Raw genomic sequence first — 22,593 nt, forward strand, 5'->3', positions numbered from 1 at the left:
AACGGGTTTACTACTACGCTTTGTCGTAGAACGTAGTGGGACATCATCGAGGGGGAAACTCATGGACAAGACCACATGCTGCATCGTCGGCGGTGGCCCCGCGGGCACGATGGCAGGCCTACTCCTGGCCAGAGCCGGTGTCGAAGTCACCGTGCTGGAAAAACATGCCGACTTCATCCGGGATTTCCGTGGTGACACGGTGCACCCGTCGACGGTGCGGCTGATCGACGAACTGGGGCTCGGCGCCGAGTTCGCCAGGTTGCCGCGCTCCGAGCTGACCCGAATGTGCATATACGCGGGCGACCGCATGGTGATCGCCGCCGATCTCACGCGGATTCCCGGCAAGTACCGGCACATCGCCATGGTGCCGCAATGGGACTTCCTCGACCTGCTGACCAGCGCCGCCGCCGAGGAACCCGCCTTCACATTGCGCATGCGATCGACCGCGATCGGGCTGATCGACGAGGCGGGCCAGGTAGCAGGCGTGCGCTACCTCGATGCCGACGGTGTCGAACACGCGTTACGCGCCGATCTCGTGATCGCGTGCGACGGACGCGATTCCGTGGCACGCGAGGCCGCGGGCCTGCGGCAGCGGATGGAGGAAGTACCGATGGACATGTGGTTCTTCCGCATCCCCAAAGCCGTGGACGATATCGACGGCGGGGCCGTACAGGCCCGCTTCACCAGCGGCAACTCCGCGGTGGCCATCGACCGCGGCGACTACTACCAGACCGGCTACATCATCGAAAAGGGTTGCGACGCAGAGCTTCGCGCCGCACACGACGTGCGCTGGCTGCGCGATCGCGTCACCGAACTCTTCGGCTGGTCCACCGAGGCGACGGCGGCGATCCAGACCTGGGACGACGTCAAGCTGCTCGAGGTCACGGTGGGCATGCTCGACCGGTGGTATGTGCCCGGCCTGCTGTGCATCGGCGATGCCGCGCACACGATGTCACCGGTCGGTGGGGTCGGGGTCAACCTCGCGGTGCAGGACGCGGTGGCGGCCGCGCGCATCCTGGCGCAGCCACTGCTCGACGGCACCGTGCAGACCGCCGACCTGGAAAGAGTGCAGCGCAGGCGGATGTTGCCCGCGAGCTTCACCCAGCGATCCCAGCGCGGCGAGCACGACATGCTCATCGGGCCCGCGTTGCGGGGAACCCTGCACACCGCACCGCTGCCGCTGCGTATCGTCGACGCCGTGCCCGCGCTCGCCGGACTCACCGCCTACCTCGGCGGCATCGGCCTGCGTCCCGAGCACGCACCGGAGTTCGCGCGACGTCCCCGGACCGGCGCCGAACCGGCGCACGCGACGCGCTGATCCCCCTACCGCCCCCAGCCGACTTTCCGAAAAGGGCCACAACGGCTAGGTTTGCCGCGACGAACCGGACTAATCGGACCGGATGAAGCAGCAGGAGGCTTGCGGGATGAGGATCGGCACTGGGGTCGGGGCTGCACTGCTCGCGATGGGGGTCATCGTGGCGGCAGCCGGAAACGGGCACGCCGAGCCCGCTCCGGTTGTCGCCGAACAGCCGACTCCGGCACCTTCGCTGCGCGGGGTGGACAAGGGCGTGAACTACCAGGTGAGCGCGACCGACGATCGGCGCGCGGTGGTCACCAGCATCGACGCGGGGCGGTTCCAGCTCGTCCACGACGCGAAAGTTGTCGCGGTGACCGATGAATCGGGTACGGTACTCGCCGCGCTGCCGATGGTCGTGCGCGTCGGCGAGCACACGGTGCCGCTCACACCGTCGATCGACGAGAAGGGCACCAGCCTGACTCTCACCCCGGTCAGCGAATCCACCGCACCGGTGCGCGACATCAGCGCACAGGAACGCTTCTTCGCCGAAACCCAACGCCTGCAACCGAAGATCATCGAGGGTGCCGCCATCGGGGCCGCCATCGGTTTCATTCTCGGCTTCCCGCTCGGCCTGTTCATTCTCGACTTCATCACCGTCCCGGTCGCCACCGTGGCGGGCGCGGCGATCGGCGCACTCGCCGGGTACGCCTTGGCAGGCGGCCAGCCCGCGATCGACACCGCGCTGGCTTATGTCACCGGAGCACCCTGATCGCCTATTGCGTTGTGGGTCCTCGCCGGGCCGCCGGGACCAGCAATTCGACGGGAATCATCAGCACGTAGAACCCGTGCGGTGCGCCGGCAACGCTGATCCCGTCGCCCTTCTCCGCTAACGTTGAGGGCAGAAGTCCGCACGGGTGGGTGGTGATGAGAGTGGTGTTCGACCCGCTGGCCGATATCGAACGCGCCCTGGCCGAACAGGCCGGGTGGACGTGGTTCGACGACTACCTGCTGTACACCTGCGGGGTGGCCGATCTACTGGCGCGCGGTGAGGTGGCGCTGATCCCGCACACGGCGACGCGGGTGCGGACCGAGCCCGGGGAGGTCGGCCTGGCCGAAGGGACGGTCAACTGGTACACGTGGCGGGCGACGGGCGACGGCAGCCGGACTCGTCGTCAGGCCCCCGTCACCGGTACGCCTCCGATCTCGGCGGCCGCGCAGTTGGGCAATGCGGTCGTGAACCGCACGCGGCGCGCGCAAGCAGCGGCCGCCGCGCAACCGCGCTGGGTGGCCGAGCGGGCCGGGTCGGTGATGATCTCGGACCGGCGGTTGCACCTGACCAACCCCGAACGGTCGTTCTCGCTGTACTGGTCGGCACTCGAGTCCATCGACCTCACCGCGCCGGACCGGATCGGCTGCCGGTTCCCCGACCAGGAAGGCAAGTTGCAGCAGATCCAGGTCCAGAGTCCCTGGGCGGTACTGCTTTTCGTCACTGCCGCGCTCCAGCACTTTCCGCATCACCCGCAGTTGAAGACCGGCACCTGGCTGCCCGCCGGGTTCGAGGACAAGTGTCATCTGGCGGGGAAGAAGTGCCCGAAGGTCCGGTAGGCGCACTGTCGGCACGGCCGTACCGCCGGGTAATCGAAACCCCGGCGGTCTGCCCGACTCGGGTTAGCTGATGCGCGTGAACAACCGGCCTGCCAGGTCGACGCCGATCACCGCGCCGTCCTCGTCACGGCTGAAGTACCCACGCTGACCGACGAAAGCTCCTGAGGTGACGATGTATTCGTCGCCGGCGCCCGGCAGCAGGCCGAACTCGAACGGCGCGTGGTCGGGCGGGAGCGCCTGGTCGGCCGCGCGCAGCTCCGGCTTGATCCTGACCTCGAGGACCAGACTCGTTGGGGTCGCGGTGATGTCGAAGGTCATCGCGTCGATCTCATAGCGGCCGAGCAGTTCCGCCGCGGCCGTGGCGTCGAAAGGCAGCGGTGTCGGGTCGACATCGTCGATGCCGAGGTAGTGCGCGAGGATCCAGCGGACGATCCGCTGGTTGCACGCGATGCCATCGGGACCGGCATTGGCCATCACGACCACCGCGAAGTCCCGTTCGGGGATGAGAAGCAGTTCGGCGAACTGCCCGAAGCCCGAACCGCCGTGTCCGATGGTGCGGACACCGCCGATGTCTCGAACGAACCAGCACAGACCGATCGCGTCGCCGAGCGAACTGGCCCGCAGCTGCACGGTCGGCTCCTGCATGCGGGTGAGCATGTCGGCGGGCAGCACGTCACTGTTTCCCAGGTGGACACGCATCCACCGCAGCTGATCGGCGACGGTCGTGGCCAGGCCACCGCCAGGATTGTTGGCGCGGTTGCCCTTCCACGGCCGGACGACGCTCACGTCGTGGTCGGCGCCGAGTTCGTGGCCGATCGCGAATCGGCGGGTGATGACGTCGGAGAGCTGAAAGACGCTGTCGTTCATCCCGACTGGCGCGAGCACGAGATCGTGGACCGCGCTCTCGAAACTCTGTCCGGTGACGGTTTCGATGACCCGGCCGAGGAGGTTGAAACCGGCCTGGCTGTAGGAGGAGCGTTCGCCGGGCTTGCCGATCGGCGGGAGATCGCTCAATTGGCGGGCGAACTGGGCGAGCGCGTCGTCACCCTCGCCGGTGTCGACGAGGAGGTTCCAGTCCAGGCCCGCGGTGTGGTTGAGCAGGGTCGCGACGGTGATGTCGGTCGAGGCGGTGAAATCCGGAACATACTGCTGCACAGGTGCATTCAGGTCAATTCTACCGTCGGCGACCAGCCGCATCAGCGCGGTCGCGGTCACCGGTTTGGTGATCGAACCAGCGGCGAACAGGGTGTCGGGGGTGATGGGAAGCGGGTTGTCGATGCCGGTGACGCCGTGCGTCGCGAAGATCTCGTCGCCGTCGACGAAAACGCCGACGGCGACGCCGGGGATGCCGAATTCGGTGGCGGTAGCGGCGATGAACTGGGCGAGAGCGGACATGGTTCTTCTCCTTGCGTGCTGTATCAGGAAAGGGCGAGGGCGGCGAGGCCGAGGATGGTGCCGCCGAAGACGGTGATGTTGCGCAGCGTCTGCAGCGTCCAGGTCCAGGCGGGGAAGCCGGATTCGGCGGCTGCGAGCAGTGCGGGAACGTCGATGCGAATCAGTTCGGGATCAGCCTTGCGGCGGAACGCGGCGCGCACCGAGCTCACGGCGGTGTGATTGCTGTAGACGATGACGCTGTTGCCGAGCAGAACCAGCGTCAACAGCACCCAGTTCAGCGGCCGGGCGACGGCCAGGTCAGCGAGGTTGATCCCGGCGAGCGCGATCATGATCGCGGCGATGCTCAATGGCGCGGCGCTCTCATGGCCGCTGGCGTCGAACCGCATGCCGTTCTCGGTGAGCGCGGTGGTACGCACGCCCTGCCGGGCCAGCTCGGACTCGGCCGTGGCCATGGCGGCCGCGCCGTAGCGATTGCGCACGATCGGCATGCTCACGAAGGCGGCGGCGATGGCGAGGGCGATGGTGGCGAGGAGGACGTTCATGCTGGTCAATCCCTTCTTGAACTATGTAAAAGTAGAATAGCTCGCGACTTGAACTAAGTGCAAGAGATTTCTTGAACTTTGTGAAAGTGCCAGGCGAGCCCCTAAGGTTGGGACATGCCGCGTGAGACATTGACCCGCGAACAGATCGTCGCCACCGCGATCGAGCTACTCGACGAAGAGGGCTTGGACGGGCTGAACATGCGCAGCCTCGGCAAGCGGCTCGACTCCGCGCCGACCGCGATGTACTGGCATGTGAAGAACAAGGACAACCTGATCCGCCTGGCCGCCGACGAGACCTGGGGCGAAATCGCCCTGCCCGATCCCGGCTCGCCCGACTGGCGCGCGGCCGCCGAACAGCTGGCTCGCGGGTTGTACACAACCATCACCAGGCATCCCTGGCTGGCGCAGGCCCAGTCGAGCTACCTGCTCTACGGGCCGAACAAGGCTTGCCACGATGAGGTCGCGCTGACGGTGTACGAGAACGCCGGGTTCGTCGACGACGCCGCCGACCAGGCGATGGGGGCGGTGTTCACGCTGATCCTCGGCAGTGCGGCCGGCGCCGCGGCCGACGTGTCACTGCGGCGGCGGCTCGGGCGCGGAGATCGCGATCCGGCGGTCGAATTGCAGGCCGCACTCGACGAGGCAGGCGAGATCGCGCAGCCGTACCCCCGGCTGCGGGCGCGGCTCGAGCGCGCTGATACGGAAACTCTCACGGCCATCGGGAGTTTTGAGTTCGGGCTCGCGGCCTTGCTCGACGGGCTCGCGGAACGGCTGCCGAGCGGCTAGATCGCGGCAGGTTCCGCACGCCGGATCGCGTTGCAGCGGGCTACTTCTGACGCGCGCGGTAGGCGGCGACAGCGTTGCGGTTGCCACAGGCAGTGCTGCAATAACGGCGGGAACGGTTGCGAGACAGGTCGAGCACCAGTCCCGCACAGTCGGCGTCGGCGCAGACCGACAGGCGGCTCAAGTCATCGGCACGGATGAGATCGATCATCGCCATCGCGGTCTCGACGGCGATGCGGACCGGGAGTGGGGCCCGCGCCGGAACGGCGTGCACGTGGTAGTCGACGTCGCCATGGCGGACCAGCTGCGGCACCGCGCGGTGCTCGGCGAGGGTCTCGTTCACGAGCGTGACGGCGGCATCGCGGTCGCTGGTGAGCATCGCGCGCAGCGGCGCGCGCAGCGACCGGACAGCGGCCAGTTCCGCGGGGTCGCCGGTATGCGCGCCCGTGTAGACGTGTCGTTCGAAGAACTCGGCGAGCTGGGCCGTTTCGGTCAACGTGTCGGGGTCTTCGGCGGAATTGACCAGTTCGACCGCCGCCAGCAGGGCCGCCTCGGTGTCATGAGCAAAAACCACATTGACATATTACCGCAGGCTGCTTACCGTCATTAGCCATGGCGACTTTGACTCATGACAGCGCGATCCGGATGCGATCCGGGCTGTTGCTCGCGCTGGCGTCGGCCACCTCGTTCGGGCTGTCCGGTCCGCTCGCGCGTGGGCTGATGAACGCAGGGTGGAGTGCGGCCGCCGTCGTCGCCGCACGGGTCATCCTCGCCGGGGTGGTACTCCTGCCGCTCGCGCTCCCTCAGCTGCGCGGCAACTGGAAACTGGTGCGCGCCAACGCGAGTCTCATCGGCGCGTACGGGCTGGTCGCCGTGGCGGGCACCCAGCTCGCCTACTTCAACGCCGTCGCGCACATGGAAGTCGGCGCCGCGCTGCTGATCGAATACACCGCGCCGATCGCTGTGGTCGGCTGGTTGTGGTTGCGCCACCGGCAACAGCCCGGCGCGGCCACAATCGGCGGCGCGGTTCTCGGCATCACCGGACTGCTCCTCGTCCTCGATGTGGCCTCGGGACTGTCGACCGACCCGATCGGCATCGCCTGGGCCCTTGCCGCCATGGTCGGCGCCGCAGCCTATTTCGTCCTCTCCGCCCAGGGCGGCGACCTCCCCGGCACCGTCCTGGCCTGCGGCGGCCTCCTGATCGGCGGCCTCACCCTGATCCTGGCAGGCCTCGTCGGCATCGTCCCCCTGCGCGCCACCACCGAACCCGTCGCTTTCGCCGACTTCACCACCCCCTGGTGGATCCCCATCCTCCTCATCGGCATAGTCACCGCCGCCATCGCCTACGTCACCGGCATCGCCGCCACCCGCCGCCTCGGCTCCCGCCTGGCCTCCTTCGTCGCCCTCACCGAAGTCCTCGCCGCCCTGATCTTCGCCTGGGCCCTCCTGGGCGAAGCTCCCCGCCCGATCCAATTGCTCGGCGGCGCTTTGATTCTCATCGGAGTCGTCATCGTCCGCCTCGGCGAACCCGGCGCCCCCGCCCTCGGCGACCCCGAGACACCGGCAGACACCCCGGCGACTCGGACCGAGCAAGGATCCTGATCGATCACCCCCAATATAAGTTGTGACTTATAATCAGATCGTGAAATGGGAGATCGTGCTACTCGAGCAAGTCGATCACTGGTTCATGAAGCTGTGCGAGTCCGACCCAGCATCGGCAGCCTTGATCGAACAGGCGCTGGACCAACTCGCCGCTGTTGGTCCAGCGCTGGGCAGACCTCTTGTCGATACCCTCGAACACAGCCGGTTGAAGAACCTGAAGGAGTTGCGTCCCGGTTCGAGTGGCCGGTCGGAGATCCGAATGCTGTTCGTATTCGATCCCGATCGCCACGCGATCATCCTGGTCAGCGGCGACAAAATGGGACGCTGGTCCAAGTGGTACGACGACGCGATTCCGCTGGCAGAACATCGCTACGCCGACTATCGCGCCGATAGCGAGAAGGAGATCCGATGACTGGCGCACGAAGCTGGCGCGAAGTAAAAGAAGAAGCTCACCGGTTGCACCCGGAACTGGCTGACCCGAAGGTACAGGCAGCCGCAGCCGAACAGTTGGCAGGCCGTATTGCCGGACACCACCTCAAGGAACTCCGACGAACAGTCGGGAAGACGCAGGCCGAACTCGCGGCCGCCATCGGAGTAAGCCAGGCGCGTATCTCCCAGATCGAGAACGGCGACCTGGCAGCCATGGAACTCGACACCCTCCGCGCCTACGCCCGCGCACTCGGCGGCCACGTCGACATCAGCGTGAGCGTCGGCCCGCACACCATCAAGGTTGCCTGACTTCGCTGGGGCGTTCACCGTCGCGGTGATGATGGCGACCATCCTCACCATGGCCTTCTCGGTCGACCCCAGCGCCGTCGGCGAGATCGACGAATCCCGAACGCTCGGCTATGCCGAACACGGCGGTGCGGGCATGCTCACCCTGTTCATCCGCGCCGTGCTGTGCAACTGGATGGTCTCCACCGGCGTCGTCGCCGCGATGATGTCGACCTCGGTGTCGGGCAAGGTGATCGCGATGTGGATGCCCATCATGCTGTTCTTCTACATGGGCTTCGAACACTCCATCGTCAACATGTTCCTCTTCCCTTCGGGCCTGCTCCTCGGCGGCGATTTCTCCCTCGCCGACTACCTCATCTGGAACGAAATCCCCACCGTCGTAGGCAACCTCGTCGGCGGCCTCACCTTCGTAGGCCTGACCCTCTACGCCACCCACGCCCGCACCGCCCCGTCCCGCCGGCAAACCGAACCCACAGAATCCGTTGTGGCGGACTGAAGTTCGCAGAGAGGGGCGGCGCGCTAGCGGTCTCGGTACTCCGCTTCCGCGATCGTCAGCTCCGTGCCCGGCATCGTGATCGTCAGGAGGTCGGTGTCGGGGTTCCAGGTGGCTGCGACATCGCCTGCCGGATAAGGGACTCGGTAGAACAAGCCTCGATTGGGGGCGATTCCGACGTGGATCTCGTACTCGGTTGCCCCCAGCCCTGACGTTGTGCGGTGGTACACGCAGTACGACCTGCCGGAATCCGGGCGGCAGCTGACTACTATCTGGTCCGACATCGAGTGGACGACGACTCGATAGGCGGTGAACGCCGACGCGAGCACACCGATCACCGCGAGCACGACGACGACTATCTGAGACTTCACACCGGCGACTGTACGCACGAAAACGGCCCCCGCTCTCGAAAGAGCGGGGGCCGGAATCTGTTGGCTGCCTACGGGTTAGCGGTAGTCGCTGAAACCGTAGTCGTCCAGCGGCACCGCTGCGCCGGTGGAGGAGCCGAAGCTGTCCGGGGAGTAGTAGGTGTCGTCGTAGGACGGCACCGCGTACGCCGCGGCACGGGCTTCTTCGGTCGGCTGCACCTGGATGTTGCGGTAACGGTTGATACCGGTACCGGCCGGGATGAGCTTACCGATGATCACGTTCTCCTTCAGGCCGATCAGCTTGTCGGAGCGGCAGTTGATGGCCGCATCCGTCAGCACTCGGGTGGTCTCCTGGAAGGAGGCCGCCGACAGCCACGAATCGGTGGCCAGCGACGCCTTGGTGATACCCATCAGCACGGGACGGCCCGAAGCCGGCTCGCGGCCTTCGGCCACCACGCGACGGTTCGAGTTCTCGAACTCGGCGCGCTCGGTGAGCGAGCCGGGCAGGAACTCGGTCGCACCCGAATCGATGATCGTCACGCGACGCAGCATCTGGCGAACGATGACCTCGATGTGCTTGTCGTGGATCGACACACCCTGCGAGCGGTAGACCTCCTGGACCTCGTGGACCAGGTGAACCTGCACCTGACGGGGACCCATCACGCGCAGCACCTCGTGCGGATCGGCAGCGCCCTCGAGCAGCTGCTGACCCACCTCCACGTGGTCACCGTCGGCCAGCAGACGCTCGGAGCCGTCGTCGTGCTTGAACACCCGCAGACGCTGACGCTTCGAGAGCTTGTCGTAGACGACTTCTTCCGACCCGTCATCAGGGATGATCGTGATCTTGTAGAAGCGGTCGTCGTCCTCGAGACGCACCCGGCCCGAGACCTCCGCGATCGGCGCCTTGCCCTTGGGGACACGGGCCTCGAAGAGCTCCTGAACACGCGGCAGACCACCGGTGATGTCGTCGCCCGCGACACCACCCTGGTGGAAGGTACGCATGGTCAGCTGGGTACCCGGCTCACCGATGGACTGGGCGGCGACGATGCCGACGGCCTCGCCGATATCGACCAGCTTGCCGGTGGCCATCGAACGGCCGTAGCAGGTGGCACAGACGCCGGTGCCGGTGGTGCAGGTCAGCACGGAGCGGACCTTCACCTCGGTGATACCGGCCTCGAGCAGTGCCTCCAGCGCGGGGTCGCCGAGGTCGGCGCCCTTCGCCACGATGACGTTGCCCTTGGCATCGACCGCGTCGGACGCCAGGGTCCGAGCGAAGGTCGAGGTCTCGACGTGCGCGTCACGGATGATCGTGCCGTCGGCCAGCTTCTCCGCGATCGGCACCAAGATGCCGCGTTCGGTGCCACAGTCCTCTTCGCGGACGATGACGTCCTGCGACACGTCCACCAGACGACGGGTCAGGTAACCCGAGTCGGCGGTACGAAGCGCCGTATCGGCCAGACCCTTACGAGCACCGTGGGTGTTGATGAAGTACTCGAGCACGGTCAGGCCCTCACGGAACGAGGACTTGATCGGGCGCGGGATGAACTCACCCTTCGGGTTCGTCACCAGGCCCTTCATACCCGCGAGGGTACGGGTCTGGGTGAAGTTACCCGTGGCGCCGGAGTCGACGATCGTGATGATCGGGTTGTCCGGCGGGTAGTGGGTACGCAGCGCGGCACCCACTTCCTCGGTGGCTTCCTGCCAGATCTTGACCAGGGCGTTGTTGCGCTCGGAGTGATCGAGCGCACCACGCTGGTACTTCTTCTCGATCAGGTCGGCCATAGCTTCATAGCGTTCCATGATCTCGGGCTTCTCCGGCGGAACGAGCACGTCCGTCATGGAGACGGTGACACCCGAACGCGTGGCCCAGTAGAAGCCGGCGTCCTTGAGCTTGTCGACGGTCTGCGCGACGACGATCATCGGGTAGCGCTCGGCCAGATCGTTGATGATCGTGGCCTGACGCTTCTTCGGCATCGGCTCGTTGATGAACGCGTAGTCCGCCGGGAGCAGATCGTTGAAGATCACGCGACCCAGCGTGGTCTCGGCCAGCCACGACTCGCCGCGCTTCCAGCCGTCCGGGAACAGCTCGTTCTCGATATCGCGCGGCGGGCGCTGCTCGGTCAGCCGCACCTTGATGGTGGACCGCACGGTCAGCTCGCCACGATCGACGGCCATCTGCGCCTCGGCGGGCGAGGAGTACACGCCGTACTCCGGCTCGTCCTTGGCCGCGGCCTTGTAGGTGCCGACACCGTTCTCGTCGAGACGAGTCAGGTAGAACAGGCCCGTCACCATGTCCAGACGCGGCATCGCCAGCGGGCGACCCGACGCCGGGGACAGGATGTTGTTCGACGACAGCATCAGGATGCGTGCCTCGGCCTGCGCCTCCGCGGACAGCGGAAGGTGCACGGCCATCTGGTCACCGTCGAAGTCGGCGTTGAACGCCTCACACACGAGCGGGTGCAGCTGGATGGCCTTGCCTTCGACCAGCTGGGGCTCGAAGGCCTGGATGCCGAGGCGGTGCAGGGTGGGCGCGCGGTTCAGCATCACCGGGTGCTCGGCGATGACCTCTTCGAGGACATCCCACACCTGGGCACGCTGACGCTCGACCATCCGCTTGGCGGACTTGATGTTCTGCGCGTGGTTGAGATCGACCAGACGCTTCATGACGAACGGCTTGAACAGCTCGAGCGCCATCAGCTTCGGCAGACCACACTGGTGCAGCTTCAGCTGCGGACCGACAACGATGACCGAACGGCCCGAGTAGTCGACGCGCTTGCCGAGCAGGTTCTGACGGAAACGACCCTGCTTGCCCTTGAGCAGATCGCTCAGCGACTTCAGCGGGCGGTTACCCGGTCCGGTGACCGGACGGCCACGACGGCCGTTGTCGAACAGTGCGTCGACCGACTCCTGCAGCATCCGCTTCTCGTTGTTGACGATGATCTCGGGCGCACCCAGATCGATCAGTCGCTTGAGGCGGTTGTTGCGGTTGATCACGCGGCGGTACAGGTCGTTCAGGTCGGAGGTGGCGAACCGGCCACCGTCGAGCTGAACCATCGGACGCAGCTCCGGCGGGATCACCGGAACAGCGTCGAGCACCATGCCCATGGGCGAGTTGCCGTTGGTCTGGAAGGCCGCGACGACCTTCAGACGCTTGAGCGCGCGCAGCTTCTTCTGACCCTTGCCCGAGCGAATGGTCTCGCGCAGGCTCTCGGCTTCGGCGGGAATGTCGAAGTTCTTCATCAGGATCTGGATGGATTCCGCACCCATCGCACCGGTGAAGTACTCGCCGTAGCGGTCGACCAGCTCGCGGTAGAGCACCTCATCGACGATGAGCTGCTTGACCGACAGCTTGGTGAAGGTCGTCCAGATCTCGTCGAGACGATCCAGCTCGCGCTGCGAGCGGTCGCGCAGCTGACGCATCTCGCGCTCGCCGCCGTCCTTGACCTTGCGACGCACGTCGGACTTGGCGCCCTCGGCTTCCAGCTCGGCCAGGTCGGCTTCGAGCTTCTGCGCGCGGGCCTCGAGATCGGCGTCGCGCTGATCGCCGACAGACTTCTTCTCGACCTCCATCTCGGCCTCGAGGGTGCTGAGCTCGTTGTGGCGCAGCTCCTCGTCGACACCGACGATGACGTAGGCGGCGAAGTAGATGATCTTCTCGAGATCCTTCGGCGCCAGGTCGAGCAGGTAACCCAAGCGCGACGGAACGCCCTTGAAGTACCAGATGTGGGTAACGGGAGCGGCCAGCTCGATGTGGCCCATCCGCTCACGACGCACCTTGGCGCGAGTCACCTCGACGCCACAGCGCTCACAGATGATGCCCTTGAAGCGGACACGCTTGTACTTGCCGCAGTAGCACTCCCAGTCCCGGGTAGGACCGAAGATCTTCTCGCAGAAGAGCCCGTCCTTCTCCGGCTTGAGCGTGCGGTAGTTGATGGTCTCCGGCTTCTTCACCTCGCCGAAAGACCACTGGCGGATGTCATCGGCGGAGGCAAGGCCGATCCGGAGTTCATCGAAGAAGTTGACGTCTAGCACGTAACTTCCTTTCCCCTATTCGGGTCGAATTCGAGCAAAAGTTCACTAGTTGTCGAGCGCGGTGCGCGGTGCGGTCGCTTCCACAGCGACCGCACCGCTTACCACCTAGTTCGCCAGATCGTCGATGGTGGCGGCTTCGTTCCTGGACAGGTTGATGCCCAGGTTCGCGGCCGCGCGCTCCAGATCCTCGTCCTCGCCGCCGCCCATCTCGATCGCGGCGCCGTCCGAAGACAGCACCTCGACGTTGAGGCACAGTGATTGGAGTTCCTTGAGGAGCACCTTGAACGACTCCGGAATGCCCGGCTCCGGAATGTTCTCGCCCTTGACGATCGCCTCGTAGACCTTCACGCGGCCGACCACGTCGTCGGACTTGATGGTCAGGAGTTCCTGCAGCGTGTACGCCGCGCCGTAGGCCTGCATGGCCCAGCACTCCATCTCACCGAATCGCTGACCACCGAACTGCGCCTTACCACCCAGCGGCTGCTGGGTGATCATCGAGTACGGACCGGTCGAACGGGCGTGGATCTTGTCGTCGACCAGGTGGTGCAGCTTCAGGATGTACATGTAACCGACCGCGACCGGGTACGGGAACGGCTCGCCGGAGCGACCGTCGAACAGGGTCGACTTGCCGTTCTCGTCGACCATGCGCTCGCCGTCACGGTTGGGCAGCGTCGACGCGAGCAGACCGGTCAGCTCGTCATCCTTGGCACCGTCGAAGACGGGCGTGGCGATGTTCGAGTCGGCGGGCGCGGCCAGCATCTCCTCGGGCAGCGTGGCCGCCCAGTCGGGGCGAGTGCCGTCCGTGGCCACGTCGATATTCCAGCCGGCCTTACCGATCCACCCGAGATGGGTTTCCAGGATCTGACCGATGTTCATACGACGGGGCACACCGTGGGTGTTCAGGATGATGTCGACCGGCGTGCCGTCGGGCATGAACGGCATGTCCTCGATGGGGAGGATCTTGCCGATGACGCCCTTGTTGCCGTGGCGACCGGCGAGCTTGTCGCCGTCCTGGATCTTGCGCTTCTGGGCCACGTAGACGCGGACCAGCTCGTTCACACCGGGAGGCAGATCGTCGTCGTCTTCGCGCGAGAACACGCGAATGCCGATGACCTTGCCGGACTCACCGTGGGGCACCTTCAGCGAGGTGTCGCGAACTTCGCGAGCCTTCTCACCGAAGATGGCACGCAGCAGACGCTCTTCCGGGGTGAGCTCGGTCTCGCCCTTGGGCGTGACCTTGCCGACCAGGATGTCGCCGTCGCGGACCTCGGCACCGATGCGGATGATGCCGCGCTCGTCGAGGTCGGCGAGGACCTCGTCGGAGACGTTCGGGATATCCCGAGTGATCTCCTCGGCACCGAGCTTGGTGTCGCGGGCATCGATCTCGTGCTCTTCGATGTGGATCGAGGTGAGAACGTCCTCTTCCACGAGGCGCTGCGACAGGATGATCGCGTCCTCGTAGTTGTGGCCTTCCCACGGCATGATCGCGACGAGCAAGTTCTTGCCCAGCGCCATCTCACCGTTCTCGGTGCAGGGGCCGTCCGCGAGGACCTGCCCCTTCTCCACCCGATCGCCCTCGTCCACGATCGGACGCTGGTTCGAGCAGGTGCCCTGGTTCGAGCGGTTGAACTTGCGCATCCGGTAGGACTTGCGGCTGCCGTCGTCGGCCATCACGGTGACGTAATCGGCCGAGACCTCTTCGACCACACCGGGCTTCTCGTTCACGACGACGTCACCGGCGTCGACGGCTGCGCGCAGCTCCATGCCGGTACCCACGATCGGGGACTCGGAACGGATCAGCGGCACGGCCTGACGCTGCATGTTCGCACCCATGAGGGCACGGTTGGCATCGTCGTGCTCGAGGAACGGGATCATGGCCGTCGCGACCGACACCATCTGGCGCGGCGAGATGTCCATGAAGTCGACCTGCGCCGGCGTCACGAACTCGACCTCTTCGCCCGCACGGCGGACGAGGACCTTCTCCTCGAGGAAGCGACCTTCGGCGTCGACCGGGGAGTTGGCCTGCGCGCGAACGTAGCGGTCTTCCTCGTCGGCGGTCAGGTACTTGACTACGTCGGTGACCTTGCCGTCGACAACCTTCTGGTACGGCGTCTCGATGAAGCCGAACGGGTTGACCCGCGCGTACACCGACAGCGAACCGATCAGGCCGATGTTCGGGCCTTCCGGGGTCTCGATCGGGCACATGCGGCCGTAGTGCGACGGGTGGACGTCACGAACTTCCAGACCGGCACGCTCACGGGACAGACCACCGGGGCCGAGCGCCGACAGGCGGCGCTTGTGGGTCAGACCCGACAGCGGGTTGTTCTGGTCCATGAACTGCGACAGCTGGGAGGTTCCGAAGAACTCCTTGATCGCGGCGACGACCGGGCGGATGTTGATCAGGGTCTGCGGCGTGATCGCCTCGACGTCCTGAGTCGTCATCCGCTCACGAACCACGCGCTCCATGCGGGACAGGCCCACGCGGATCTGGTTCTGGATGAGCTCGCCGACGGTGCGCAGACGACGGTTACCGAAGTGGTCGATGTCGTCGATCTCGACGGGGACCTCTTCACCGCCGGGGGCGGTCATCGTGCGGTCACCGGCGTGCAGACGCACCAGGTACTCGATGGTGTCGACGATGTCTTCCTTGGTGAGAACCGAGGAGGTCACCGGCTCGTGCACGTGGATGCCGAGCTTCTTGTTGATCTTGTAACGACCGACGCGGGCCAGGTCGTAGCGCTTCTCCTTGAAGAACAGGTTCTCCAGCAGAGTCTGCGCGGACTCCTTGGTCGGCGGCTCGCCCGGACGCAGCTTGCGGTAGATATCGAGCAGCGCCTCGTCCTGGCCGGGCGTGCTGTCCTTCTCCAGGGTGGACATCATGATCTCGGAGAAGCCGAAACGCTCGACGATCTCCTCGGTCGTCCAACCCAGCGCCTTGAGCAGCACGGTAACCGGCTGACGACGCTTGCGGTCGATACGGACACCGACGGTGTCGCGCTTGTCGACGTCGAACTCCAGCCACGCGCCGCGCGACGGAATCACGCGCACGCTGTGCAGGTCCTTCTCGGTGGTCTTGTCGATGTTGTGATCGAAGTAGACGCCCGGGGAACGGACCAGCTGCGAGACGACGACACGCTCGGTGCCGTTGATGATGAAGGTGCCCTTGTCGGTCATCATGGGGAAATCGCCCATGAACACCGTCTGGCTCTTGATCTCGCCGGTGTTGTTGTTGATGAACTCCGCGGTGACGAACAACGGCGCCGCGTAGGTCATGTCCTTCTCTTTGCACTCATCGATGGAGGCCTTGACCTCTTCGAAGCGCGGATCAGAGAACGACAGGGACATGGACCCGGAGAAGTCCTCGATCGGCGAGAGCTCTTCGAGCACCTCCTCGAGGCCGCCTGCGAGACCGACGTCGCCGCGAGCGGCTGCCTTCTCGCGCCAGTCGGGTGTACCGACCAACCAGGCGAACGAGTCCGTTTGTAGGTCGAGAAGTCCGGGCACCTCCAAGGGCTCTCGGATCTTCGCGAACGAAACCCTCAACGGGGCTCCGGGGATACCAGCCTTGGTCTGGGTGGAGACTGCCAAGATGCGTCCTTCCAGCACCTCACGCGCGTCGCGTGGTGGTCCGCGACCGTCGCTTGTCTGCTACGAATTCCGCTGGTTACAGCCCGAACGAAACCAGAACAAGCAGCAGCGGAAGTAACACCGGAAGGGTGGAACTTTCGAGTGCGAATCAAGGTGTGGACAGGAGGCAGCCAGCGCAACGTCCAAACTTACACCCCTAGACAAGGGAGTGTCAACATACCATCCGTGTGACCGCTCGCACGGGATAACGCGCCGAAGCCCTGGACGCTGGCCGCGTCGGGTTCCTTCACCGCTGCGCGCCTACTGCCGACTCCCCCGAGCCGACTGCTCACTTGGCGCTGAGCCCTCTATTCAACTGGCGCTGGGCCCCTGTCAGCTGACGCTGGGCCGAATTCCTCGCTGGCGCTGATGCCCCTCAACAGCTCACGCTGCTGTGAATAGGGTGACGGTTCGCGGGCCCCTCGTCAAGTGGCGCGCGCAGGTCTGTTCGCGATGCGAGATCGCCTGGCGCGCTGAGGATCCCCCACCCGGCGCCGCGGTCATTTTACTCGCGACACGCCGTGCGCGCCAGCTCGCGGAGCGGCCGGTCAGCAGCCGTTTTCCGCCTCGTGACGCAGAAGAGCCCCGGCCGTAGGGCCGGGGCTCTTCCGAGGTGTAAAAGTCGCTCAGCCGTTGATCTGGCCGTGCGGAACCGTCTTGAACGTCTCGGTGGGCTGATCGCTGCCACCGTAGTTCGCCATCACCTGGGTGTCGTCGGAGGCGTCGAGCGACTCGCGGATCGCCACCTGCGCCGCGTGCGGCAGCGTGTGGATGATCTCGCGCACGCGGGCCTGACGGCGGAACACCGCCTGACGGGCGGGCATGCCCGGCTCGGCCTTCATCTGCGGGATGATGCCTTCGATCTCCTCGGCGCCACCGTGGTGGTGGCCGGCATCCGCGAGCGCCTGCTCGCGTGCCATCTGCGCCTCGTCCTTCTCCTCCGACATACCGATCGGGCCGACCATCCGGCCGTTGAGGAACTGCTTGACCACCGGCTCATCACTGGTGAGCAGTACCTCACGCGGTCCGAACATGACCAGCTGGCGACGGAACATCATGCCGATGTTGTCGGGCACGGTACGAGCCAGGTTGATGTTGTGCGTCACGATCAGGATCGTGGCGTCGATCTGCGCGTTGATGTTGAGCAGCAACTGGGCGATGTAGGACGTACGCACCGGGTCGAGACCCGAGTCCGGCTCGTCGACGAGGATGATCTGCGGGTCGAGCACCAGTGCGCGTGCCAGACCGGCGCGCTTGCGCATACCGCCCGAGATCTCGCCGGGCAGCTTGCCCTCGGCGCCGAGCAGACCGGTCAGCTCGAGCTTCTCCATGACGATGCGACGGATCTCGGTTTCCGACTTCTTCGTGTGCTCGCGCAGCGGAAACGCGGTGTTGTCGTACAGATTCATCGAGCCGAACAGTGCGCCGTCCTGGAAGAGGACGCCGAACAGTTTCCGGATTTCGTAGAGCTCCTTGTTGGAGCACGTCATGATGTCGGTGCCATCGATGAAGATGGACCCGCGCTCGGGTCGCAGCAGCCCGATGAGCGACTTCAGGAACACCGACTTACCCGTACCCGAGGGGCCCAGCAGTGCACTGACCTCACCCGTAGGGAGCGTGATCGACACGTCCTGCCAAATTCGCTGTGAACCGAAGGATTTAGTTACACCCTCGGTCCTGACCTCGACGCCCACTGCTACCTCCATTGATCCCTGCGAGCACCCCACCCGCGTTCCCGCGCGCTCACATCACGGCGGTGCGCTACGACTCTGTGGGTCCGGTCACTGTAACCCATCAGTGAGACGGGGCACACCCCTTCATGACTGAAGAGTAACCTGACGCGGTTCCTACGACCCGGATCACTTTCGCATGTCCGGTCAAATAGCAAACGGGCGGCCCGGAAAGGACCGCCCGTTCACAACAGCACAGGAGTGCGAATTACTTGACGGACACCTTGGCGCCGGCCTCTTCGAGCTTCGCCTTGGCGGCCTCGGCGGCATCCTTGGCGACCTTCTCCAGGATCGGCTTCGGGGCGCCCTCGACCAGGTCCTTGGCTTCCTTCAGGCCCAGGCCCGAGACGATCTCACGGACCACCTTGATGACCTGGATCTTCTTGTCGCCGGCACCCTCGAGGATGACGTCGAACTCGTCCTGCTCTTCGGCAGCCTCGGCCGGAGCAGCGCCACCGGCGGCCGCGACGGCGACGGGGGCAGCGGCGGTGACGTCGAAGGTGTCCTCGAAGACCTTGACGAACTCAGCGAGCTCGAGCAGGGTCAGCTCCTTGAAGGCGCCAATCAGTTCTTCGGTGCTCAGCTTTGCCATGGTGTTTCCTTCCGATGGTGTACCTCGCAGCGCATACGCGCCGCGAAGCGGGTATTAGTTGTCTTATTCGGCGTCGGCCGCGGGTGCCTCGTCAGCAGCCGGAGCGGCGACAGCACCTTCAGCGCTGGTGCGCTTCTCGAGCAGCGCCTGCGCGAGCCGGGCGACCTGCGAAGCGGGCGCGGCGAACAGGGCGGCGGCCTGCGACGGCTTGGCCTTGAACGCACCGGCCAGCTTGGCCAGCAGCACCTCGCGCGAGTCGAGGTCAGCGATACGCTCGACCTCGGACACGGACAGCGCGCGGCCGTCCATGTATCCGCCCTTGATGACCAGGGACTTGTTGTCCTTGGCGAACTGCTTGAGCGCCTTGGCGGCATCGACCGGTTCACCCTGGATGAAGGTGATGGCGGTCGGGCCGACGAACAGCTCGTCGAGACCCGCCACACCGGCTTCGCCGGCAGCGATCTTGACCAGGGTGTTCTTGGCGACGGAGTACGTGGCGTCGGCGCCGAGCGCACGACGCAGCTCGGTGAGCTTGCCGACCGACAGGCCACGGTATTCCGTGACAACAGTGGCCGTGGAGTTCTTGAACTGCTCCGCGATCTCCGCGACAGCGGTGACCTTTTCAGGTTTCGCCATACTTCGCCTCCTCTCTGATGTCGGTTTCGTTGGTGCACTACCGAATCAGGGGCCGGCGACAAAACGAACGCCCCGGACGCAAGGCGTACCGGGGCGCAAAATAACTTCGGCCTCAGCTCTCCCTGCGTGGGTCGCCGGCAATGTCGCCGGACCTTCGATCGACACCGTGAAATTCGGCATCAACGACCAACGGTCTTCGGTAGAACGAATGGGTGTGGTCCTCGCCGGATGTATGCACATCCCGCATGACCGTTGACCACTGTACCCGCACCTACCCTCATCTGCCAAAACGGGGCCCCCCGGTCGCATTCAGCCGGATTTGTTGTGACACAGCCCACTTCGATACTGCGATGTGGTAGCGATCCTACGAAGAAGGTGTTACGTACGGTGACAGTAATCTGGTTCACTCCATTTCTATGACAACTTCCATAGTCGCTCCACCAGTGCTGCTGGACCGGCGTTCGCAGCGGTTTCTCGCGCTCGTCGTGATCTGTCTGGCCGAATTGTTGGTGGTGCTCGACAACACCATCGTCAACGTCGCCCTCCCCTCGATCGGCGTCCAGCTACGGACCGGAGTCTCCGGCCTGCAGTGGGTCGTCGATGCCTACACCCTCACCTTCGCCGGCCTGCTGCTGGCCGCGGGCAATCTCGGCGACCGCTACGGTCGCCGCCGGATCATGACAATCGGCCTCGTCGGCATCGCGGCGATGTCGGTCGGCGGGGCACTGGCCGACACGATGACGCAGGTCATCGTCGCCAGGGCCGCGATGGGTGTCTTCGCCGCCGCGGTCTTCCCCGCCACCCTGGCCCTGATCATCAATATCTTCACCGACCGGCGCGAACGCGCACTCGCCATCGCCGCGTGGACCGCGATGGCCGGGTTCGCGATCGCCATCGGCCCCATCTCGGGCGGCTGGCTGCTCGAGCATTTCAGCTGGCATTCGGTGTTCTGGATCAACGTGCCGGTGGCGCTGGTCGCGCTGGTCGCGACGCTGATCTGGGTGCCCGAATCGCGCGCCGAGCAGATCGGCAAACTCGACCTGGTCGGCATCGCGCTCTCGATCGCCGGGATCACGCTGCTGGTGTGGTCGATTATCGAAGCGCCGCACAATGGCTGGCTCTCGCTCACCACGCTGTGCACCGCCGCGCTCGGCACCGTCCTGCTGGCGGCCTTCGTCACCTGGGAATTGCGCACTACCGCACCGATTCTCGATATGCGACTGTTCCGCAATCGCCGATTCTCGTTGCCCGCCTTGGCTATCGCCATCGGCTACTTCGCGATGTTCGGCTTCCTGTTCCTGATCACCCAGTATTTCCAGGGCGTGCGCGAATACACCCCACTCGAATTCGGCATCGCCTCACTGCCGTTCGCCTTCTCGGTCGCGATCGGCGCACCGGTCGCGACACTGCTGGCGCAGCGGGTCGGCACCACCGCGGTACTGGTGATAGGCCTGCTACTCATCGGCGCCGGCCTCTACCTGGGTGGACAGGTCACCGTCGACAGCAGCTACCTGATCGGCGTGCTGCCCGCGATGGTGTTGATGGCGTTGGGTCTCGGCATCGTGCAGGGACCGGCCACCGAATCGATCATGTCCTCGCTGCCACTGAACGAGGCCGGTGCGGGCTCGGCTGTCAACGACACGACTCGCGAGATCGGCGGCACCCTCGGCGTCGCGGTGCTCGGCTCGATTGTGGCCTCGTACTACACCAGCCGGATCGGCGCGCGAATCGACGCGATCCCGGCCGGCATCATGAATGACAACGAGAAGAGCCTGGTCAAGGCCAGCCCACTCAGTGTGCTGGAACTGCGTAAACGCGAGCTCACGCCGTTCTTCGAGACTCAACGCGAGAATCTGATCGTGGCGATGAAGTCCGCGACGCTGCAGGGCGCTCATGCGGCCTCGCTGGTCGCCGCCGGCGCGGTGCTGGTGTGCGCGGTGATCGTGGCCATCTTCCTGCCGTGGAAGCCGCAGAGCGGTGAATCGGTGCTACTCGGCTGGCGGGACAAGACACCCGAACCGCGAACTGACAAGAGTTGACCCAACAGCCTCGACAAACGCCACGAGTTCGGGAACACAATTGAACTGCTCCCCGGAAGTTGGACCGAAAACTCAGTTCCGGCTCTCGGGGAGCAGTGGAGCGACGGTCAGGCAGTGACAGCGAGCAGGTCTACCTCGATCAGCAACCCGGCAGGCAGGGTTACCCACACGGTTGTGCGAGCAGGGAAGGGCGGAGCGAAGGTCTCGTCGAATACCTTGTTCATAGTGGCGAAGTCCTCCTCACGCGCCAGGTAGATGCGAACCATCACGACGTCGGACAGGGACGCCTGTGCAGCAGCCAGGACAGCACGCAGATTGCCGAAGACCGCGCGCGCCTGGTCTTCGATTCCCATCGGTGGGCCCGTCAACTGGCCGGGTAGGTAGGCCACTTGCCCGGAGACCGCGAGCACCGGCCCCCGCCGGATCGCGGGCGAGTAGTTGGCCGCGGGCGCGGGGACACCGGGCGCGGAGTAGACAGTGGATTCCATGGTCAGGCCACCATTCGTTCGTCAGCGGCGCAGAACACCGACCACAGCATCTCGATGGGCCGCACCCTCGATATGAAGGACAAGCCGTAGCGTTCCGCCGACGGCTGCGTAGTGAGTGCCGCGTCCACTTCTCCCGACCGAACAGCGAGAGCGGCCTGACTCGTCGACTTGGTCAGCACGACCTCCTGTACGACCAGATGATCGGGCAGCAATTGCCCGATCAGCGGAACCGGGGCCGGATGGCTGGCGATCCGGAGCGCGGCCGGGAGTTCGACACCTGGTTCCACAGCGATTCCGTAGAGCGGAGTCTGATTGTGGAAGGCGCCGGCCAGGTGCAGCCGGGTATTCATATAGAACTCGGAGATTCCGGCATAGGCGTTGGCGACCACCATGAGGTCCGCATCACCGCCGATGACGGCCGCCGCGGCATCTTCGTAGCTGAGAAAGAGCTCGGGAGCTGTACCCGGGGTGCCTGCGGTGATCAACCATCGGATCAACCGCTCGGCAGCCAGCTGACTGCTCGTGCCCAACGGGCCCAACGTGGCCACCGTGCCGCCGGTCAGTTCTGACGGCCAAGAGATTTCTAGAAAGTGCTCGTCCGATGATTGTGGCATGACAGTCCCCCAGTG

At 65.3% G+C, this 22,593-nt stretch carries 19 protein-coding genes and 1 pseudogene; 9 read left to right on the forward strand and 11 right to left on the reverse strand.

Features of this window, described 5'->3' with window-relative positions:
* The first annotated feature begins 61 nt into the window (after positions 1-61).
* The 3 genes from ACFXKN_RS13475 (at position 62) to ACFXKN_RS13485 (ending at position 2,902) form a co-directional block, all read left to right on the forward strand.
* Entirely contained in the window at positions 62-1,318 is a 1,257-nt protein-coding gene (locus ACFXKN_RS13475) for an FAD-dependent oxidoreductase (protein WP_379433045.1), read from the forward strand.
* Positions 1,319-1,424: 106 nt separating this feature from the next.
* Positions 1,425-2,066, forward strand: coding sequence for a hypothetical protein (locus tag ACFXKN_RS13480; RefSeq protein WP_378941089.1), 642 nt, complete (start codon positions 1,425-1,427; stop codon positions 2,064-2,066).
* A 155-nt stretch (positions 2,067-2,221) separates the two neighbouring features.
* Positions 2,222-2,902 (forward strand): hypothetical protein, encoded by a 681-nt coding sequence (locus tag ACFXKN_RS13485; RefSeq protein WP_378941091.1) that lies wholly within the window; start codon positions 2,222-2,224, stop codon positions 2,900-2,902.
* A gap of 63 nt (positions 2,903-2,965) precedes the next feature.
* Here ACFXKN_RS13485 and ACFXKN_RS13490 read toward each other — a convergent pair whose 3' ends face one another.
* Both ACFXKN_RS13490 and ACFXKN_RS13495 read right to left on the reverse strand, forming a co-directional pair.
* Positions 2,966-4,297 (reverse strand): serine hydrolase domain-containing protein, encoded by a 1,332-nt coding sequence (locus ACFXKN_RS13490; protein WP_379433046.1) that lies wholly within the window; start codon positions 4,295-4,297, stop codon positions 2,966-2,968.
* A gap of 23 nt (positions 4,298-4,320) precedes the next feature.
* Positions 4,321-4,839, reverse strand: a complete 519-nt coding sequence (locus ACFXKN_RS13495; protein WP_379433047.1) for a hypothetical protein — start codon at positions 4,837-4,839, stop codon at positions 4,321-4,323.
* A gap of 114 nt (positions 4,840-4,953) precedes the next feature.
* Between ACFXKN_RS13495 and ACFXKN_RS13500 the strand changes: the two genes are divergently transcribed.
* Positions 4,954-5,625: a TetR/AcrR family transcriptional regulator gene (locus tag ACFXKN_RS13500; protein ID WP_379433048.1), complete on the forward strand. Its 672-nt coding sequence runs from the start codon at positions 4,954-4,956 to the stop codon at positions 5,623-5,625.
* Between the two features lie 40 nt (positions 5,626-5,665).
* Here ACFXKN_RS13500 and ACFXKN_RS13505 read toward each other — a convergent pair whose 3' ends face one another.
* Positions 5,666-6,196 carry a CGNR zinc finger domain-containing protein gene (locus ACFXKN_RS13505; RefSeq protein ID WP_379433049.1) on the reverse strand — a complete coding sequence of 177 codons (531 nt, stop codon included), beginning with the start codon at positions 6,194-6,196 and terminating at the stop codon, positions 5,666-5,668.
* 38 nt (positions 6,197-6,234) lie between these two features.
* On the opposite strand from ACFXKN_RS13505, the gene ACFXKN_RS13510 reads away from it, so the two are divergent.
* From ACFXKN_RS13510 to ACFXKN_RS13525, 4 genes and pseudogenes are all read left to right on the forward strand, one after another.
* The gene (locus ACFXKN_RS13510) at positions 6,235-7,224 is read left to right on the forward strand and encodes a DMT family transporter (RefSeq protein WP_379433050.1); all 990 of its coding nucleotides are present in this window, start codon (positions 6,235-6,237) and stop codon (positions 7,222-7,224) included.
* Between the two features lie 40 nt (positions 7,225-7,264).
* A complete protein-coding gene (locus ACFXKN_RS13515; protein WP_378941103.1) occupies positions 7,265-7,636 on the forward strand; it encodes a type II toxin-antitoxin system RelE/ParE family toxin in 372 nt (123 codons plus the stop codon).
* A complete protein-coding gene (locus tag ACFXKN_RS13520; RefSeq protein ID WP_378941105.1) occupies positions 7,633-7,962 on the forward strand; it encodes a helix-turn-helix domain-containing protein in 330 nt (109 codons plus the stop codon). Before ACFXKN_RS13515 ends, ACFXKN_RS13520 begins: the two co-directional genes overlap by 4 nt.
* A pseudogene (locus ACFXKN_RS13525) lies at positions 7,955-8,455 on the forward strand (formate/nitrite transporter family protein); the annotation flags it as partial. The gene ACFXKN_RS13520 and the pseudogene ACFXKN_RS13525, both read left to right, overlap by 8 nt.
* 23 nt (positions 8,456-8,478) lie before the next feature.
* Here ACFXKN_RS13525 and ACFXKN_RS13530 read toward each other — a convergent pair.
* From ACFXKN_RS13530 to rplJ, 6 genes are all read right to left on the reverse strand, one after another.
* Complete coding sequence (locus ACFXKN_RS13530; protein ID WP_379433051.1) at positions 8,479-8,823, reverse strand: hypothetical protein; 345 nt, start codon at positions 8,821-8,823, stop codon at positions 8,479-8,481.
* A gap of 75 nt (positions 8,824-8,898) precedes the next feature.
* On the reverse strand, positions 8,899-12,852 hold the full coding sequence (locus ACFXKN_RS13535; RefSeq protein ID WP_378941111.1) for a DNA-directed RNA polymerase subunit beta': 3,954 nt from the start codon (positions 12,850-12,852) through the stop codon (positions 8,899-8,901).
* Between the two features lie 105 nt (positions 12,853-12,957).
* A complete protein-coding gene (locus tag ACFXKN_RS13540; protein WP_379433052.1) occupies positions 12,958-16,458 on the reverse strand; it encodes a DNA-directed RNA polymerase subunit beta in 3,501 nt (1,166 codons plus the stop codon).
* A gap of 647 nt (positions 16,459-17,105) precedes the next feature.
* Entirely contained in the window at positions 17,106-18,185 is a 1,080-nt protein-coding gene (locus ACFXKN_RS13545) for an ABC transporter ATP-binding protein (protein WP_378941115.1), read from the reverse strand.
* A 232-nt stretch (positions 18,186-18,417) separates the two neighbouring features.
* Positions 18,418-18,801, reverse strand: a complete 384-nt coding sequence (rplL, locus tag ACFXKN_RS13550) for a 50S ribosomal protein L7/L12 (RefSeq protein ID WP_378941117.1) — start codon at positions 18,799-18,801, stop codon at positions 18,418-18,420.
* A 63-nt stretch (positions 18,802-18,864) separates the two neighbouring features.
* Positions 18,865-19,437 (reverse strand): 50S ribosomal protein L10, encoded by a 573-nt coding sequence (gene rplJ, locus ACFXKN_RS13555; protein ID WP_301903703.1) that lies wholly within the window; start codon positions 19,435-19,437, stop codon positions 18,865-18,867.
* A 416-nt stretch (positions 19,438-19,853) separates the two neighbouring features.
* Between rplJ and ACFXKN_RS13560 the strand changes: the two genes are divergently transcribed.
* Complete coding sequence (locus ACFXKN_RS13560; protein WP_379433053.1) at positions 19,854-21,476, forward strand: MFS transporter; 1,623 nt, start codon at positions 19,854-19,856, stop codon at positions 21,474-21,476.
* 107 nt (positions 21,477-21,583) lie between these two features.
* Here ACFXKN_RS13560 and ACFXKN_RS13565 read toward each other — a convergent pair whose 3' ends face one another.
* Together ACFXKN_RS13565 and ACFXKN_RS13570 are read right to left on the reverse strand one after the other, a co-directional pair.
* Positions 21,584-21,964, reverse strand: coding sequence for a RidA family protein (locus ACFXKN_RS13565; RefSeq protein WP_379433054.1), 381 nt, complete (start codon positions 21,962-21,964; stop codon positions 21,584-21,586).
* 2 nt (positions 21,965-21,966) lie between these two features.
* Positions 21,967-22,578, reverse strand: a complete 612-nt coding sequence (locus ACFXKN_RS13570) for a prephenate dehydratase domain-containing protein (protein ID WP_379433055.1) — start codon at positions 22,576-22,578, stop codon at positions 21,967-21,969.
* Positions 22,579-22,593: the final 15 nt, after the last annotated feature.

The organism is Nocardia sp. NPDC059195 (genome assembly GCF_042754695.1).
Classification (GTDB): domain Bacteria; phylum Actinomycetota; class Actinomycetes; order Mycobacteriales; family Mycobacteriaceae; genus Nocardia.

Bases quoted from the DNA above. Each gene is read 5' to 3' on its own strand.
- ACFXKN_RS13520 (WP_378941105.1), top strand. From the start codon at position 7,633: ATGACTGGCGCACGAAGCTGGCGCGAAGTAAAAGAAGAAGCTCACCGG.
- ACFXKN_RS13510 (WP_379433050.1), top strand. From the start codon at position 6,235: ATGGCGACTTTGACTCATGACAGCGCGATCCGGATGCGATCCGGGCTG.
- ACFXKN_RS13570 (WP_379433055.1), bottom strand. From the start codon at position 22,578: ATGCCACAATCATCGGACGAGCACTTTCTAGAAATCTCTTGGCCGTCA.
- ACFXKN_RS13565 (WP_379433054.1), bottom strand. From the start codon at position 21,964: ATGGAATCCACTGTCTACTCCGCGCCCGGTGTCCCCGCGCCCGCGGCC.
- ACFXKN_RS13545 (WP_378941115.1), bottom strand. From the start codon at position 18,185: ATGGAGGTAGCAGTGGGCGTCGAGGTCAGGACCGAGGGTGTAACTAAA.
- ACFXKN_RS13500 (WP_379433048.1), top strand. From the start codon at position 4,954: ATGCCGCGTGAGACATTGACCCGCGAACAGATCGTCGCCACCGCGATC.
- ACFXKN_RS13475 (WP_379433045.1), top strand. From the start codon at position 62: ATGGACAAGACCACATGCTGCATCGTCGGCGGTGGCCCCGCGGGCACG.
- ACFXKN_RS13495 (WP_379433047.1), bottom strand. From the start codon at position 4,839: ATGAACGTCCTCCTCGCCACCATCGCCCTCGCCATCGCCGCCGCCTTC.
- ACFXKN_RS13485 (WP_378941091.1), top strand. From the start codon at position 2,222: ATGAGAGTGGTGTTCGACCCGCTGGCCGATATCGAACGCGCCCTGGCC.
- ACFXKN_RS13480 (WP_378941089.1), top strand. From the start codon at position 1,425: ATGAGGATCGGCACTGGGGTCGGGGCTGCACTGCTCGCGATGGGGGTC.
- ACFXKN_RS13490 (WP_379433046.1), bottom strand. From the start codon at position 4,297: ATGTCCGCTCTCGCCCAGTTCATCGCCGCTACCGCCACCGAATTCGGC.
- ACFXKN_RS13560 (WP_379433053.1), top strand. From the start codon at position 19,854: ATGACAACTTCCATAGTCGCTCCACCAGTGCTGCTGGACCGGCGTTCG.
- rplL (WP_378941117.1), bottom strand. From the start codon at position 18,801: ATGGCAAAGCTGAGCACCGAAGAACTGATTGGCGCCTTCAAGGAGCTG.
- rplJ (WP_301903703.1), bottom strand. From the start codon at position 19,437: ATGGCGAAACCTGAAAAGGTCACCGCTGTCGCGGAGATCGCGGAGCAG.